At 72.1% G+C, this 14,849-nt stretch carries 14 protein-coding genes; 10 read left to right on the top strand and 4 right to left on the bottom strand.

Annotated features, from left to right (window positions below):
* Window positions 1-7 precede the first annotated feature (7 nt).
* The 3 genes from IZR02_RS14750 (at window position 8) to IZR02_RS14740 (ending at window position 2,943) form a co-directional block, all read left to right on the top strand.
* Window positions 8-1,189, top strand: coding sequence for an acyl-CoA dehydrogenase family protein (locus IZR02_RS14750; RefSeq protein WP_025105413.1), 1,182 nt, complete (start codon window positions 8-10; stop codon window positions 1,187-1,189).
* Entirely contained in the window at window positions 1,186-2,064 is an 879-nt protein-coding gene (mmsB, locus tag IZR02_RS14745; protein WP_025105414.1) for a 3-hydroxyisobutyrate dehydrogenase, read from the top strand. Before IZR02_RS14750 ends, mmsB begins: the two co-directional genes overlap by 4 nt.
* Window positions 2,065-2,166: 102 nt before the next feature.
* Window positions 2,167-2,943: an enoyl-CoA hydratase gene (locus IZR02_RS14740; RefSeq protein WP_025105415.1), complete on the top strand. Its 777-nt coding sequence runs from the start codon at window positions 2,167-2,169 to the stop codon at window positions 2,941-2,943.
* Window positions 2,944-2,957: 14 nt separating this feature from the next.
* On the opposite strand, the gene IZR02_RS14735 is transcribed toward IZR02_RS14740, so the two are convergent.
* From IZR02_RS14735 to IZR02_RS14725, 3 genes are read right to left on the bottom strand one after another with little or no spacing between them, the layout of a single operon-like run.
* Window positions 2,958-3,401 (bottom strand): YdeI/OmpD-associated family protein, encoded by a 444-nt coding sequence (locus IZR02_RS14735; protein WP_025105416.1) that lies wholly within the window; start codon window positions 3,399-3,401, stop codon window positions 2,958-2,960.
* Window positions 3,398-3,868 (bottom strand): SRPBCC family protein, encoded by a 471-nt coding sequence (locus IZR02_RS14730; protein WP_025105417.1) that lies wholly within the window; start codon window positions 3,866-3,868, stop codon window positions 3,398-3,400. The genes IZR02_RS14735 and IZR02_RS14730 overlap by 4 nt, the downstream gene beginning before the upstream one ends.
* Window positions 3,868-4,404, bottom strand: a complete 537-nt coding sequence (locus tag IZR02_RS14725) for a MarR family winged helix-turn-helix transcriptional regulator (RefSeq protein WP_025105418.1) — start codon at window positions 4,402-4,404, stop codon at window positions 3,868-3,870. Before IZR02_RS14725 ends, IZR02_RS14730 begins: the two co-directional genes overlap by 1 nt.
* Window positions 4,405-4,579: 175 nt before the next feature.
* Between IZR02_RS14725 and IZR02_RS14720 the strand changes: the two genes are divergently transcribed.
* The 5 genes from IZR02_RS14720 to IZR02_RS14700 are packed head-to-tail and all read left to right on the top strand — an operon-like array spanning window position 4,580 to window position 9,620.
* Window positions 4,580-5,356: an electron transfer flavoprotein subunit beta/FixA family protein gene (locus tag IZR02_RS14720; RefSeq protein WP_025105419.1), complete on the top strand. Its 777-nt coding sequence runs from the start codon at window positions 4,580-4,582 to the stop codon at window positions 5,354-5,356.
* A gap of 1 nt (window position 5,357) precedes the next feature.
* Entirely contained in the window at window positions 5,358-6,329 is a 972-nt protein-coding gene (locus IZR02_RS14715) for an electron transfer flavoprotein subunit alpha/FixB family protein (protein ID WP_025105420.1), read from the top strand.
* 2 nt (window positions 6,330-6,331) lie between these two features.
* The gene (locus IZR02_RS14710; protein ID WP_025105421.1) at window positions 6,332-7,978 is read left to right on the top strand and encodes a cytochrome b/b6 domain-containing protein; all 1,647 of its coding nucleotides are present in this window, start codon (window positions 6,332-6,334) and stop codon (window positions 7,976-7,978) included.
* 3 nt (window positions 7,979-7,981) lie between these two features.
* Complete coding sequence (locus IZR02_RS14705; RefSeq protein ID WP_025105422.1) at window positions 7,982-8,455, top strand: ASCH domain-containing protein; 474 nt, start codon at window positions 7,982-7,984, stop codon at window positions 8,453-8,455.
* A 13-nt stretch (window positions 8,456-8,468) separates the two neighbouring features.
* On the top strand, window positions 8,469-9,620 hold the full coding sequence (locus IZR02_RS14700) for an acetyl-CoA C-acetyltransferase (protein WP_062765534.1): 1,152 nt from the start codon (window positions 8,469-8,471) through the stop codon (window positions 9,618-9,620).
* A 52-nt stretch (window positions 9,621-9,672) separates the two neighbouring features.
* Here the strand turns inward: IZR02_RS14700 and IZR02_RS14695 are convergent, their stop codons facing one another.
* The gene (locus IZR02_RS14695) at window positions 9,673-10,182 is read right to left on the bottom strand and encodes a GNAT family N-acetyltransferase (RefSeq protein ID WP_025105423.1); all 510 of its coding nucleotides are present in this window, start codon (window positions 10,180-10,182) and stop codon (window positions 9,673-9,675) included.
* A 130-nt stretch (window positions 10,183-10,312) separates the two neighbouring features.
* On the opposite strand from IZR02_RS14695, the gene IZR02_RS14690 reads away from it, so the two are divergent.
* Together IZR02_RS14690 and IZR02_RS14685 are read left to right on the top strand one after the other, a co-directional pair.
* Complete coding sequence (locus tag IZR02_RS14690; RefSeq protein WP_025105424.1) at window positions 10,313-10,873, top strand: acyl-CoA thioesterase; 561 nt, start codon at window positions 10,313-10,315, stop codon at window positions 10,871-10,873.
* A gap of 64 nt (window positions 10,874-10,937) precedes the next feature.
* Window positions 10,938-14,612 (top strand): proline dehydrogenase family protein, encoded by a 3,675-nt coding sequence (locus tag IZR02_RS14685; protein ID WP_025105425.1) that lies wholly within the window; start codon window positions 10,938-10,940, stop codon window positions 14,610-14,612.
* Window positions 14,613-14,849 lie beyond the last annotated feature (237 nt).

The raw sequence follows: 14,849 nt of genomic DNA, 5'->3' as shown, positions 1-14,849 counted from the left end.
ACACGCGATGACCATGACCACCGTCACCACCACCGATGACGAGCGCGAGGCGATCCTCGACGCCGTGCGAGAGTTCGCCGATGCGGAGCTCGCCCCGTTCGCCGCGGAACGCGACGAGAAGCACCTGTTCCCGCGGGAGTCGCTGCAGCGCGGCGGCGAGCTCGGCCTCGGCGGGATCTACGTGAGCGAGGAGTTCGGCGGCACGGGCCTCACCCGCGTCGACACCGTCGCCATCTTCGAGGAGCTCGCCAAGGCCGACCCCGCGGTGGCCGCCTACATCTCCATCCACAACATGGTGGTGTGGATGATCGACACCTACGGCGACGACGAGCAGCGGTCGCGCTGGCTGCCGTCGCTGACCGCCATGCAGGAGTTCGGCGGCTACTGCCTCACCGAGCCGGGGGCCGGATCCGACGCGGCGAACATCGCGACCAGCGCCGTCCGCGAGGGCGATGAGTACGTGCTGACCGGGGTGAAGCAGTTCATCTCCGGAGCCGGTGAGGCCGCGGTGTACGTCGTCATGGCGCGGACCGGCGAGCCGGGAGCCCGCGGGATCAGCGCCTTCCTGGTCCCCGGCGACGCGGAGAACCTGAGCTTCGGTGCTCCGGAGAAGAAGATGGGGTGGCACGCGCAGCCCACCCGGCCCGTGATCATGGACGGCGTGCGGGTGCCGGCGTCCGCGATGCTCGGCGACGAAGGACGCGGTTTCGCGATCGCGATGTCGGCGCTCAACGGTGGCCGCCTCAACATCGCGGCGTGCTCTCTCGGTGGCGCGCAGGCCGCGCTCGACAAGGCCGTGCAGTACGTGCACGAGCGCGTCGCGTTCGGGGAGCCGCTGGCGGAGAAGCAGTCGATCCTCTTCGCGATCGCCGACATGCGCACCGACCTGCAGGCCGCGCGGCTCATGGTGCGCGACGGCGCGCAGGCGGTGGACGAGAAGGCGCCGGACGCGACGATGCGCTGCGCGATGGCCAAGCGCTTCGCGACCGACGCCGGCTTCGAGGTGGCCAACCGCGCCCTCCAGCTGCACGGCGGCTACGGCTACCTGCAGGACTACGGCATCGAGAAGATCGTCCGCGACCTCCGCGTGCACCAGATCCTCGAGGGGACAAACGAGATCATGCGCCTGATCGTCGGCCGGGAGATGCTGCGACCCGCGGGGTCGACGTCGATGCGGAGCGCATCATGACCCGCGTCGCCTTCCTCGGGCTCGGGCACATGGGGCTGCCGATGGCGAAGAACCTCGTCGCCGCCGGACACGAGGTGCACGGCTTCGACCTCGTGCCCGCGGCCATCGAGGCGGCGCGAGCGGCCGGGATCCCCGTGGCGGCGAGCGGCGCGGAGGCGGTGGCGGACGCGGAGGTCGTGGTGACGATGTTCCCGGCGGGGAAGCACGTCATCGAGGCCTACCGCACGGAGCTGCTGGCGGCCGCGCGCCCCGGGACGCTGTTCATCGAGTCGTCGACCATCGCGGTGGACGAGGCGCGGGCCGCCCATGCGCTCGCGCTCGCCGCCGGCCACCGGCACATCGATGCTCCGGTATCCGGAGGTGTGGTCGGGGCGGAGGCCGGGACCCTGGCGTTCATGGTCGGGGGCTCCGACGACGACTTCGCGGCGGCGCTGCCGCTGCTGGAGATCATGGGGAAGCGCATCGTGCACTGCGGCGGACCGGGACTCGGACAGGCGGCGAAGGTCTGCAACAACATGGTGCTCGCGGTGTCGCAGATCGCCGTCGCCGAGGCGTTCGTGCTGGGCGAGCGGTTGGGGCTCGAGCATCAGGCCCTGTTCGACGTGGTGTCCCAGGCGTCGGGGCAGTGCTGGGCGCTCACCACGAACTGCCCCGTGCCCGGTCCGGTGCCCACCAGCCCCGCGAACCGGGACTACCAGCCGGGGTTCGCGGGCGCCCTCATGGCGAAGGACCTCGGTCTCGCGCTGCAGGCCATCGAGCAGACCTCGACGGACGCGCGGATGGGTCGTCTGGCGCAGGAGCTGTATGCCGCCTACGCCGCCGGCGACGGCGCCGCCCGTGACTTCTCCGGCATCATCACGGAGATCCGCGGCTGACTTCCCGCTTTCGAATCGCCCGAATGGTCGCGAATCCGGCCGAAATGCAGCAAATCGGGCGATTCGAAGGGGAGGGTGGATGACGACAGGAAGGCGGGAGCGATGACCGAGTACGAGACGATCCTGGTGGAGCAGCGCGGACGGGTGGGCTGGATCACCCTCCACCGACCGGAGGCGCTCAACGCGCTGAACAGCCGGCTCGCCGAGGAGGTCACCGCGGCCGCGCAGGCCTTCGATGCGGATGACGGCGTCGGGGCCATCGTCGTGACCGGCTCCGAGAAGGCCTTCGCGGCCGGCGCCGACATCAAGGAGATGGAGGGCATGTCCGCGGCGGAGATGCTCGAGACCGACCACTTCGGCGTCTGGCACGACTTCGCGGCCGTGCGCACCCCGGTCATCGCGGCGGTCTCCGGGTTCGCGCTCGGCGGCGGCTGCGAGTTGGCGATGATGTGCGACATCATCCTCGCCGCGGACACCGCGAAGTTCGGACAGCCCGAGATCAACCTCGGAGTGATCCCCGGCATGGGCGGCACCCAGCGGCTCATCCGCGCGGTGGGGTACTACAAGGCGGCGGAGCTCGTGCTGTCCGGCCGCTTCATGGCGGCAGAGGAGGCCGAGCGCTCCGGACTCGTGTCCCGTGTCGTCCCCGCGGCGGATCTCCTCACCGAGGCGACGACGCTGGCCGAGACGATCGCGTCGAAGTCGCTGCCGTCGGTCTACGCCGCCAAGGCCGCGCTCGATGCCGCCATGGAGACGACGCTGTCCGAGGGCCTCGCCCACGAGAAGCAGGCGTTCGCGGCGCTGTTCGACACGCACGATCAGAAGGAGGGGATGGCGGCCTTCCGCGAGAAGCGCACGCCGGACTTCCAGAACCGCTGACCGCGGGGCACGGGTCAGCCGCGCAGGGACTCCACGATCTTCGCGATCCGGCGCTCGCGCGTCGCCTCCTGCTTGGCCTCGGCGACCGCCCTGGCGTGCTCCTTGCGCGCCGACGGGGAGAGGGCGTCGAACGCCGCGCGCACGGCCGGATCGGCGTCGAGGGCGGCGGCCAGTGCTGGCGGCACCTCGACCACCCGCTCCGCGGTGTCGAGCCGGATGACGGCGTCGACCTCCTGATCGATCTCGACACCGAGGTCCGCGCGGGCGGCCTTGCTGAGCCCGATCATGTTCTCGCCGCCCATGCGGGCCAGGCGCAGGCGCGCGGTGCGCCCGCCGATCGTGACCGCGACCGGGAAGGCCTTGCCGGCGCCGAAGGACGCCACCTGCTCGTCGGTGAGGAGGATCGCCGCGGCGGGGCCGCGACCGGTGAGGACGGTGTGCACGCGCAGTTCGCTCATGCAGGAAGAGTACGCCCGCCATCCTCGATCGCGGCGACCAGAGCGGTGTTGCGTTCGGCGATCAGGCGCTCCATGTAGCGGCCGAGCACGAAGGCGTCGACGACGCGGCCGAGGAGCCCGAAGGGCGACCGGAACACGATCGTGTCGCGCATGAGGGTGCCGCGCGGATGCTCCTCGAACACGTGCTCGTGCCGGAGGTCGCGGAACGGTCCGTCGATCTGACGGTCGGTGAACCGATGCGGCGCGTCGATGTCGAACACCACGGAGCGCAGGCGGAACGGGATGCCGAAGTGCCGCGCGCGCCAGGTGACCGTGGACCCCTCGCTGAACGCGCCGCCTGCGGGCTCCTCGATCATCGTCTCGTCGTAGCGCGCCATCGACTGCAGATGCAGCTCCGGGTCCAGTGCTGCGGCGAACACGACAGGGCGCGGTGCCGCGATCACGGTCTCGAGCACGAACCGGGGCATCAGAGCGGTTCGGGGAGGGGGCGCGGGTCGATGAAGTCGCCGGCGTCACGACGCAGACGGGCGACGATGGCGACGAGCTCGGCGGCGTCGGCCTCGCTCATGCCGGGGTCGGCGAAGACGTCGGCGTTGAGGGCGGTCGTGGCGCGCTCGACGAGATCGCGGCCGTCGTCGGTGAGGGCGAGCATCGCCGCGCGTCCGTCGTGCGGGTGCGGTTCGCGGACGACGAGGCCGTCGCGCACGAGGCGCTCGGCCGTGCTGGTGATGGTGGTGGCGTGGACCTGCAGCCGTGCGACCACGCTCGACAACGGCAGGCGTCCGGCCCGGCTGAAGGCGAGCAGCCGCAGGACCTCGTAGCGGGCGAAGCTCAGCGCGAAGGGCTTGAGGGCCGCGTCGACACGGGCGAGGAGGAGCTGCTGGGCGCGCATCACCGAGGTGACCACCGTCATGCCGTCCGCGGCCTCGGTCCAGCCGTGCGCGATCCACTGCCGCTTCGCCTCGGCGAGCGGGTCGACGGGAAGCGGGCGGGGTCGGACCACGTCTCTACGGTACCGGGGGAGTCCGCCCCCGGCTGTCAGCGGCGAGCCGCGGGGCCCGACTGTCGACTATGTATACATTGGCGGCCGAAATCGGGGGTACCACCTGCGGGTCCCTCCGCCTTTGGCTACATAGAAGAGCGTGCGGATAGACTCAGCGTGTCGTGAGGAGCATTCGATGAAGATCTTCGTCCTGGTCAAAGAGGTACCGGACACCTATGGCGATCGCACGTTGAATCTCGAGACCGGACTCGCCGAACGCGGGGCCGGGGATGTGGTCCTCGACGAGATCACGGAGCGGGCCCTCGAGGTCGCCCTGGCCCACGCCGACAAGAACGAGGGCACCGAGGTCGTGGCCCTCACGATGGCGCCCGAGAGTGCGACGGCATCCGTGCGCCGGGCCCTCGCGATCGGTGCCGCCTCCGCGATCCACATCGTCGACGAGCAGCTCGTCGGCGCCGACCTGGGTCTCACTGCCGAGGTGCTCGCCGCCGCGATCCGCCGCGGCGCCCCCGACCTCGTCATCACCGGCAACCTGTCCACCGACGGCGCCGGCGGCGTCCTCCCCGCCATGCTCGCCGAACACCTCGGCTGGGCGCAGGCCACCGCCCTCACCGCGGTCGAGATCACCGCCGAGGGCGTCTCCGGTACCCGGGGTGCCGATGCGGGCAACCAGCAGGTGACCGCGCCGCTGCCCGCCGTGATCTCCATCACCGAGGCGCTCCCGGACGCCCGGTTCCCGAACTTCAAGGGCATCATGGCGGCGAAGAAGAAGCCGCTGGAGGTGCTGTCCCTCGCCGACCTCGACCTGTCGGCCGACCCGGCGGCGGCGCCGCGCACCATCATGACCGCGGTCTCGGAGAAGCCCCCGCGGGCCGCCGGCGTCAAGATCACCGACGAGGGCGATGCCGCCGAGAAGCTCGTCGAGTTCCTCGTGCAGAACAGGCTGGTGTGACATGGCGTACCCCGAGAACCCGATCCTCGTGCTCCTCGACGTCGACCCGTCCGGTGCACTCACCAGCAGCACCGCCGGACTCCTCGGCGCGGCGGCAGGCATCGGCACACCGGTCGCGGTGATCGTCGGCGGTTCCGAGGCGGCGGTCGCCACGGCCGCGGAGGCCGGAGCCGCGGTCGTGCTCACGGCCGACGGCGACCCGTCCGCGCTGACGGTCCCGATCGTCGACGCGCTGCAGGCCGCCGCCGCGCAGGTGCATCCCGCGGCCGTCCTCATCTCGAACTCGATCTCCGGACGCGATGTCGCCGGCCGGTTCGCGGTGCGGACGAAGAGCGCGCTCGCCGTGGACGCGGTCGGGGTCTCCCGCGACGACGAGGGCATCGTCGCCCACCACTCGGTCTATGGCGGGGCGTATCTCGTCGACGCCGCCGCGACGTACGGCACGCTCATCGTCACGCTGCGCCAGGGTGCGGTGGAGGCCAGGGCCGAGGCGGTCGCCTCCCCGCAGGTCGAGCAGCTCGCGGTCACTCCGTCCGGAGCGGTCGCCGCGACGGCGGGCCCCGTCGAGACGGTCGAGGCCACCTCGTCCCGGCCCGAGTTGCGCGGAGCGACCCGCGTCGTGTCGGGCGGCCGGGGTCTCGCCTCGAAGGAGAAGTTCGTGCTCGTCGAGGAGCTCGCCGATGCCCTCGGGGCCGCGGTCGGCGCCTCGCGCGCCGCCGTCGACGCGGGCTACATCCCGCAGTCCCACCAGGTTGGGCAGACCGGGGTCTCGGTGTCGCCGCAGCTCTACGTCGCGCTCGGGATCTCCGGCGCGATCCAGCACCGCGCCGGCATGCAGACGTCGAAGAACATCGTGGCGATCAACAAGGACCCGGAGGCGCCGATTTTCGACGTCGCCGACTTCGGCATCGTCGGCGATGTGTTCACGATCGTGCCGCAGGTGATCGCCGCGCTCGAGGCGCGGAAGAAGTAGCCATGGCGACGCGGGTGCTGCGCCGCGGGCTTCCGCGGGTACCGGGCGGCGAGCCGTGGCCGCCCGCCGAGGTGACGGTCGAGACCGTCGATGCGGTCGAGGTGGCCGAGGTGGCCGCCGTCGAGGCTCCGGTGTCGGCGCCGGCGGAGCGCGTCGAGCGCGGGGCCGCCGAGGTCGAGGCCGCTGTCGCGACCCCCTCTCTGCCGGAGGACGCCGCCCCGCGCCCGACTCTCCGTCGCGGCCTCCCGCGCGTCCCGGGCGGCGAGCCGTGGCCGCCGGCCGAGGCCGCGCCGGCGGTGTCGGCCGTCGCCGCGGTGCCGGCCGAGACGTCACGTGCCGCGGTCACGGCGCCCGACGCTCCCGCTGCCGAGCCGGCTGCTGCCGCGCCCGTTGCCGAGCTGGCTGCCGCCGCGCCCGTTGCCGCCGCGACGTCCGCCGCCGCGACGCCCGCCGGAGGCGAGAGCGTTCGTCGTGGACTGCCCCGTGTCCCGGGCGGCGAGCCCTGGCCGCCTGCGGGGACCGTGCCTGCGCGGGCGACCGCCGACACCTCCTCGGCCGTAGCAGCGGACGCCCCCGCGATCGCGGAGACTCCGGCTCCGGCCGCGGCACCCGCGACGGCGGAACCCGCGGTCCCCGGCACCGCGCTCGCCCCGGCCGCCGACATCAGCACGCCGCTGCCCTGGACCCGCACGGTCTGGAACGGTCGTGCCCCCCGACACCTCCCGGCCGCCGCCTCGACCACCCCGACCGCTCGCCGGCGCCCGACCTGGACCCAGGCGATCGCGGCGCTGTTCGGCGCCGCCGCCCTCGGTGTGCTCGCGGCCGCGGCCGTGGCCCTCGTCCGCACGCTGCTGAGCCTCCCCTTCATGCAGGACTTCCTGGCCGCCTTCCCGGGCGAGTACGAGCCGCCGATCCCGGTCGAGCCCGGCTTCGCGCCGTGGGTCAACTGGGCGCACTTCTTCAACATGTTCCTGATCGTGCTGATCATCCGCTCGGGGCTGCAGGTGCGCACCGAGAAGCGTCCGAGCGTGTTCTGGACGCCGCGGAACAACCCGAAGGGCAAGATCAGCCTGAACCTCTGGTTCCATCAGGCGCTCGACATCCTGTGGCTGCTGAACGGCGTGATCTTCGTGGTGCTGCTGTTCGCCACGGGGCACTGGGTGCGGATCGTGCCGACGAGCTGGGAGGTCTTCCCGAACGCGCTGTCGGCGGCGCTGCAGTACATCTCGTTCGACTGGCCGCACGAGAACGGCTGGAACAACTACAACAGCCTGCAGCAGCTCGCCTACTTCGTCACCGTCTTCCTCGCGGCACCGCTCGCCGCCGTCACCGGGCTCCGCATGTCGGGGCTCTGGCCCAAGAAGGCGGAGCGCCTGTCGAAGGCGTATCCGGTGGAATGGGCGCGCACCCTGCACTTCCCGGTGATGCTCTACTTCGTGGCGTTCATCATCGCGCACGTCGCGCTCGTGATGCTGACCGGCTTCCTGCGCAACCTCAACCACATGTTCGCCGCGCAGGATGCCGCGACGTGGACGGGGTTCTGGGTGTTCATCGCCTCGCTCGTCGTGATCGCGATCGCGTGGGTCGCGGCGCGGCCGCTCGTGCTCGCGCCGATCGCGAAGGCGTTCGGCAAGGTCTCGGGGCGCTGATCCATGAGCGACCGCACCGCCATCGAGGAGTACTGGCGCGAGGCCCGCATCGCGCTGCCGCACCTGCCCGAGGCGCTTCCCGAGGCGTGGGGTTTCGGCGCGACGCCGGAGCACGCCGACGAGCTCCTGGAGCTCGTGCTCCGCGGCATCAAGGTGGGCACCGCGTCCTCCGTCTGGGACTACGAGGAGACGGGGGATCCGCTGCCGACCGTCGGCGAGCTCAGCATCATCCTCGACGGAACCGGCGCCCCGCGCGCCGTGATCGAGACCACGGCGATCGACATCGTGCCGTTCGACGAGGTCGACGAGGCGCACGCGTTCGCCGAGGGGGAGGGGGATCGCACGCTCGCGCACTGGCGCGAGGTGCACGAGCGCTACTGGCGCACCCACTCCGAGAACCCGCGCGGCTATGAACCCGACATGCCGGTGCTGTGCGAACGCTTCCGGCTGCTCCTGCCGGCCGGCACGGAGGACTGAGAAGAGGGAGATCATGGCAGAGGCCTACATCGTCGACGCGGTCCGTTCGCCGGTCGGACGCCGTGGCGGCGCTCTCGCGGAGATCCACCCCGCCGACCTCGGCGCGCACAGTCTGCGGGCCCTCGTCGACCGGACCGGCATCGACCCCGGCGCCGTGGACGACGTGATCCTCGGAGCCATCGATGCGATCGGGGGGCAGGCCGGGAACGTCGCGCGCACCGCGCTGCTCGTCGCCGGCTTCCCGGAGCACGTGCCCGGCGTGACGATCGACCGCCAGTGCGGATCCAGTCAACAGGCCGTGCACTTCGCCGCGCAGGCGGTGCTCAGCGGCACCAGTGACCTCGTGATCGCCGGCGGGCTGCAGAACATGTCGCGGATCCCGCTCACGGCCGCCGCGACCGTCGGCCGGGAGTACGGCTTCACGACGCCGTACGCCGAGTCGCCCGGATGGCAGGAGCGCTACGGCGACCAGGAGATCTCGCAGTTCCGGGGCGCGGAGCTCATCGCCGAGCGGTGGGACATCTCGCGGGAGGAGATGGAGCGGTACGCGCTGGAGAGTCACCGCCGGGCGGCCGTGGCCCAGGACGAGGGGCGGTTCGCGGCGGAGATCGCGCCGCTCGCCGGGCTCGATCACGACGAGGGCGTGCGCCGGGACACCACTCTGGAACGCATGGCCGGACTGCCGCCGCTCGCGCCCGGGGGACGGATCACCGCCGCGGTCGCGTCGCAGATCAGCGATGCATCGAGTGCCGTGCTCATCGCCAGTGCGCGGGCGGTGCAGGAGCACGGCCTCACCCCGCGGGCCCGCATCCACCACGTCTCCGTCCGCGGCGACGACCCCGTGCTCATGCTCACCGCGCCGATCCCGGCGACCCGGCACGCGCTGGAGCGCACCCGGCTCCGGATCGAGGACATCGACCTGTTCGAGGTCAACGAGGCGTTCGCCTCGGTCGTGCTCGCCTGGATGCGCGAGACCGGTGCGCCGCACGAGAAGGTCAACGTCAACGGCGGCGGCATCGCGCTGGGCCACCCGATCGGCGCGACCGGCACCCGCATCCTCGCGACCCTGCTCAACGAGCTGGAGCGCACCGGCGGCCGGTACGGCCTGCAGACGATGTGCGAGGGCGGCGGCGTCGCGAACGTCACGATCATCGAACGCCTCTGAGCGCAGACGAAAGGGCCGCCCCGCGGGGCGGCCCTTTCGGTGAAGACGAGGGTCAGGGGCGCACGAAGCGGACCTCGGTGAGCGTCTCGCCGAGGAACGGCTCGGTGTGCGCGGCGCCGTCGAGGTGGAATCCGTTGCGCGTGTAGAAGCGGTGCGCGCGGGGGTTGTCCTCGGCTACCCAGAGGTAGAGCGGCTCGTCCTTCTCGACGGCCGCATCGAACAGCTTCTGCCCGATGCCGGTCGAGTGGTACGCGTCGAGCAGGTAGATGAAGTACAGCTCGCGGAACGCCGGGGCGTCCTTGTCGCGGGCCGGACCCGAGCCGACGAAGCCGACGATCTCGCCGTCGACGAGCGCCGCGTTCATCTTGAAGTCGGGGCCCTGCGCCGCCCAGTGCGTCCAGAGCTCGGCCATCCGGCGGGGGGAGACCTTCTCCAGAGCCGCCTTGCTGATGAGGTGATCGTAGGTCTCGTGCCAGCACTGCGCATGCACGCGACCGAGGGCTTCCGCATCCACATCACGGACCGGACGGACGATGACTTCGGGCTGGGCTTCGGCGCTCATGCGGTGACTCTACGGCGGGTCCGTGGAAATCGGAAATCGGGACGACGGCCCCCGAGAGGCCCACCGGGGGCATGGAGGAATCGGACAACGAAGTTCGACCGTCGTGCGCGGATGGCTACGATCAGTCCTCGTGAACGTGATCTGGCGGACCCTCCTCGTGATCCTCGGTGCGCGTCGCCGCGTGCGGCAGGGGAAGACCCTCGACCCCACCGCCGTCGGCACCGTGACGGTGACCACCCTGCCCACCGACCTCGACATCCTCCGCCACATGAACAACGGCCGGTACCTGTCGCTGTTCGACCTCGGTCGCTGGGACCACCTGATCCGCACAGGGTTGTTCGACGTGATGAAGGAGCAGGGCTGGTACGCGGTCGTGTCGAGCGAGACGATCACCTTCCGCAAGTCGCTCCAGCTCTGGCAGCGGTTCGAGGTGCAGTCCCGGTTCATCGGACACGACGAGAAGGCCCTGTTCCTGGAGCATCGCGCCGTGGTCGGCGGCGAGGTCTACGCCAGGGCCATCGTGCGGGCCCGCGTGCTGCGGCGCTCCGGCGGCACGGTCAGCAACGAGGAGCTCTTCGCCGCGGTGGGCAAGCCCGACGGGGTGCCGGAGATCGACGCCTGGGTGCACGACTGGGCGGCCGCGTCCGCCCTGCCTCCCGTGCGGACGCCGGCCCCCAGCATCTGGAACTGACTCGACTGCGGCCCGCCCGGTCGGGCACCCCGGGATTCCGCGACCGGCGACCTAGGGTGGTCACATGGCAGAGTCGTCGTCATCCTCCGCGGAGGCGGGGGCATCCGCATCCCTCGCCGATCAGGCGGTCGAGCTCGCGCGCCGCTGGGTGATCGAGGCGGCCGCGGCCGACGTCGACCCCGCAGCGGAACGCCTCGCCGGGGTCCTGCGCGACGCCAACGGTCTGCCGTTCACCCTCGGTTTCGTCGACGGTGTGATGCGGCCGGAGAGCCTGACCGCCGCGGCCGCCCGACTGCGCCGGATCGCGCCCATCGTGCCGGAGTTCCTGCCGTGGTACCTGCGCTCCGCCGTGCGGCTCGGCGGCGGCGTCGCCCCGGTGCTGCCGACCCCGGTCGTCCCCCTCGCGCGGCGGGCGCTGCGCGAGATGGTGGGGCACCTCGTGGTGGACGCGCGGCCCGCGAAGCTCGGACCCGCCATCGAGAAGCTGCGGGAGTCGGGCTCGCGCCTGAACCTCAACCTCCTCGGGGAGGCGGTGCTGGGCGAGGCGGAGGCGCAGCGGCGGCTCGACGGCATCCATGAGCTCATCCGGCGTCCGGACGTCGACTACGTGTCGGTCAAGGTCTCCGCCATCGTCAGCCGCATCTCGATGTGGGGCTTCGACGAGGTCGTCGACCGGGTCGTGGAGCGGCTGCTCCCGCTGTACGTGACGGCGGCGGCGGACGGCACCTTCATCAACCTCGACATGGAGGAGTACCGCGACCTCGACCTCACGATCGCCGTCTTCACGCGGCTCCTGGAGGATCCGCGGCTCACCGGTCTCGAGGCCGGGATCGTGCTGCAGGCCTATCTGCCCGACGCGCTCCCGGCCCTCCAGGAGCTCACCGCCTGGGCGCAGGACCGCGTGATCCACGGGGGAGCCCGCATCAAGCTGCGCCTCGTGAAGGGCGCGAACCTCGCGATGGAGCACGTCGAGGCGACGCTGCACGGGTGGACGCCCGCGCCCTACGACACGAAGCTCGACACCGACGCCAACTACCTGCGCTGCCTCGACTGGGCGCTGCGGCCCGAGCACACGTCGGCCGTGCGGATCGGCGTGGCCGGCCACAACCTCTTCGGCATCGCCCACGCGTGGCTGCGGGCCGGGGAGCGGGGCGTCCGCGACGCGGTCGAGTTCGAGATGCTGCTCGGCATGGCTCAGGGGCAGGTGCAGGCGGTGTCCCGCGAAGTCGGTCCGGTGCTGCTGTACGTGCCGGTCGTGGCGCCCGCCGAGTTCGACGTGGCCATCAGCTACCTCGTGCGGCGGCTGGAAGAGAACGCGTCGTCCGAGAACTTCCTCTCCGCGGCGTTCCATCTGCACGACGACGAGACGCTCTTCGCCCGGGAAGCCGACCGCTTCCTCGACGCGCTCGACCGGGCGGCCGACCCGGCGCTCGCCCTCGGGCCGCGGCGCACGCAGGACCGCCTCGCGCCGGTGCACGAGTCCGTGCGGCCGGCGCCGGTCAGCCCGGTCGCGGAGGCCGATCTCACGAAGGCCGTGCTCGGCATCGTGCGCGGCTCGGACGAGGCCGACACCGGCGCCTTCCTCGAGACCGCCGTGTACGCGGCGCGCGAGCGCGGGGAGGACACCGGGGGCGCCCCGGGCTTCGCGAACACGGCCGATACGGATCTCGCCCTCCCCGCCAACCGCGAGTGGGCGGCGGGGATCCGCGCGCGGCTCGCGGACTCGACGGTCGGGACGGAGATCCTGGACGCGGCCCGCGTCGACGACGCCGACGACCTCGGCCGCATCGTGCGGGGTGTGCAGGGTGCGGCGGCGGCCTGGGGTGCGCGTCCTGCAGCCGAACGGGCCGAGGTGCTGCTGCGCGCGGCGGCGGCCCTCGAGTCCCGGCGTGCGGAGCTGATCGAGGTCGCGGCGGCGGAGACGGGCAAGGTCTTCGCCGAAGCCGATGTCGAGGTGAGCGAGGCCGTCGACTTCGCCCGGTACTACGCCGCGACCTGCCGTGAGCTCGACGCGATCTCCGGCGCCGTGTTCGTCCCCGCCCGCGTGACCGTCGTCGCGCCGCCGTGGAACTTCCCCCTCGCGATCCCCGCGGGTGGCGTGCTGGCGGCGCTCGCCGCGGGCTCCGGCGTGGTCCTGAAGCCCGCCCCGCAGGCGCGGCGGTGTGCGGCGGTGCTCGTGGAGGCGCTGTGGGACGGTGGCGTGCCCCGTGAGGCCCTCGCTCTCGTCGACATCGAGGAAGGCGACCTCGGCCGTGCCCTCATCACGGACGAGGCGGTGGACCGGGTGATCCTCACCGGGTCGTGGGAGACCGCGGCGCTGTTCCGCTCCTGGCGTCCCGACCTGCCCCTGCTCGCCGAGACCAGCGGCAAGAACGCCATGATCATCACGCCCTCGGCCGACCTCGACCTCGCCGTGGCCGACCTCGTGAAGAGCGCGTTCGGGCATGCGGGGCAGAAGTGCTCCGCGGCGTCGCTCGCGATCCTCGTCGGGCCGGTGGGGCGCTCGCAGCGTTTCGCCCGTCAGCTCGCCGACGCTGTCCGCTCGCTGCGTGTCGGGTGGCCCTCGGATCCGCTCGCCGAGGTGGGCCCGGTCATCGAGAAGCCCGAAGGGAAGCTCGCCTGGGCCCTCTCCGAGCTGGAGGGCGACGAGCGGTGGCTCATCGAACCCGCCCTCGACTCCGCCGACGACGGCAGCGGCCGGCTCTGGCGCCCGGGCGTGCGGGTCGGCGTGCAGTCCGGCTCCCGCTTCCACACCGAGGAGTTCTTCGGACCGGTCCTCGGGGTCATGCACGCGCCGACCCTCGCCAAGGCCGTCGACCTGCAGAACGCCGTCGCCTACGGTCTCACCGCGGGTCTGCACACACAGGACCCGGACGACCTCTCCTTCTGGCTCGACCGCGTGCAGGCCGGGAACCTCTACGTCAACCGCGGCACCACGGGGGCGATCGTGCAGCGGCAGCCGTTCGGCGGGTGGAAGCGATCCTCCGTCGGCGCCGGTGCCAAGCCGGGCGGGCCGAACCACCTCATCGGACTCGGGTCGTGGCGCGCCCAGCACGGGGCCCCGGCGTCGAGCACCCTCCATCTGCGGGGGCTCGACTCCCGCATCACGGGGCTCATCGAGGCGGCGCAGCCCTCCCTCCCGTTCGAGTCGTTCGAGTGGCTTCGGCGATCCGCTCTGTCGGACGCGTTGGCCTGGGACCGGGAGTTCGGCCGGGTGCGGGACGTCTCGCGGCTGGAGATCGAGCGCAACCTCTTCCGGTATCGGCCCGTACCCGTGGAGATCCGCGCCACCGAGGACGCCGCCCTGCACGACCTGCTGCGGGTCGTGATCGCGGGAGTGCGCGCGGGGGCGGGCTTCGTCGTGTCCACTCCGGTCGGGCTTCCGGCGGGCGTGCGGCATGCTCTGGGTGACCTCGACGCCGTGGTGTTCCTGGAGACGGAGGACGAGTGGCTCCAGCGGATGCAGGTGGCCGAGGAGTCGGGGGCCGCGGGAGATGCGGGTGTTCCGGTGCTTCCGCGGCATGGGCGTGTGCGGCTCGTGGGTGGACGGGAGTCGGTGGCGGCGCTGCGCTCCGCGCTGGCGGTGGCCACCGGCGGTGACCCGGACCTCGCGGTGTACGACGCGGAGGTGACGGCGGCGGCCCGCATCGAGCTCCTCCCGTTCGTGCACGAGCAGTCCGTCTCGATCACCGCCCACCGTTACGGAAACCCCGACCCCTGGAGCGCCTCCGTCATCTGACCCCCGCTCGTTTCGGTGCGGAGGCGAAAACGTGCCGCTCCGCGCCATCCGGGGTGCGATTCTGATCCCACCTCCGGGGCGTACGTGTCTCCAAGCCGCGGGTGCAAAAAGGCGCCGCTCCGGAGCGACGGGGGTGCGTTCTCGATCCCGCCTGCGGTGGGTGTGCGGGATCGGTGTGGGGTGCTGCGGGGAGGGGACGGGAGGTTCCGGGGAGGCGGGATCGAAAAGGTGCCGTCG

The organism is Microbacterium paraoxydans, from assembly GCF_019056515.1.
Classification (GTDB): domain Bacteria; phylum Actinomycetota; class Actinomycetes; order Actinomycetales; family Microbacteriaceae; genus Microbacterium.
The sequence above is the reverse complement of the archived record's forward strand: the minus strand, read 5'-3'. Positions and strand labels throughout refer to the sequence as shown.

Coding starts and splice junctions, on each gene's coding strand:
- IZR02_RS14700 (WP_062765534.1), top strand. CDS start 8,469: ATGGCAGAGGCCTACATCGTCGACGCGGTCCGTTCGCCGGTCGGACGC.
- IZR02_RS14685 (WP_025105425.1), top strand. CDS start 10,938: ATGGCAGAGTCGTCGTCATCCTCCGCGGAGGCGGGGGCATCCGCATCC.
- IZR02_RS14715 (WP_025105420.1), top strand. CDS start 5,358: ATGGCGTACCCCGAGAACCCGATCCTCGTGCTCCTCGACGTCGACCCG.
- IZR02_RS14740 (WP_025105415.1), top strand. CDS start 2,167: ATGACCGAGTACGAGACGATCCTGGTGGAGCAGCGCGGACGGGTGGGC.
- IZR02_RS14750 (WP_025105413.1), top strand. CDS start 8: ATGACCATGACCACCGTCACCACCACCGATGACGAGCGCGAGGCGATC.
- IZR02_RS14695 (WP_025105423.1), bottom strand. CDS start 10,182: ATGAGCGCCGAAGCCCAGCCCGAAGTCATCGTCCGTCCGGTCCGTGAT.
- IZR02_RS14730 (WP_025105417.1), bottom strand. CDS start 3,868: ATGCCCCGGTTCGTGCTCGAGACCGTGATCGCGGCACCGCGCCCTGTC.
- mmsB (WP_025105414.1), top strand. CDS start 1,186: ATGACCCGCGTCGCCTTCCTCGGGCTCGGGCACATGGGGCTGCCGATG.
- IZR02_RS14720 (WP_025105419.1), top strand. CDS start 4,580: ATGAAGATCTTCGTCCTGGTCAAAGAGGTACCGGACACCTATGGCGAT.
- IZR02_RS14710 (WP_025105421.1), top strand. CDS start 6,332: ATGGCGACGCGGGTGCTGCGCCGCGGGCTTCCGCGGGTACCGGGCGGC.
- IZR02_RS14735 (WP_025105416.1), bottom strand. CDS start 3,401: ATGAGCGAACTGCGCGTGCACACCGTCCTCACCGGTCGCGGCCCCGCC.
- IZR02_RS14705 (WP_025105422.1), top strand. CDS start 7,982: ATGAGCGACCGCACCGCCATCGAGGAGTACTGGCGCGAGGCCCGCATC.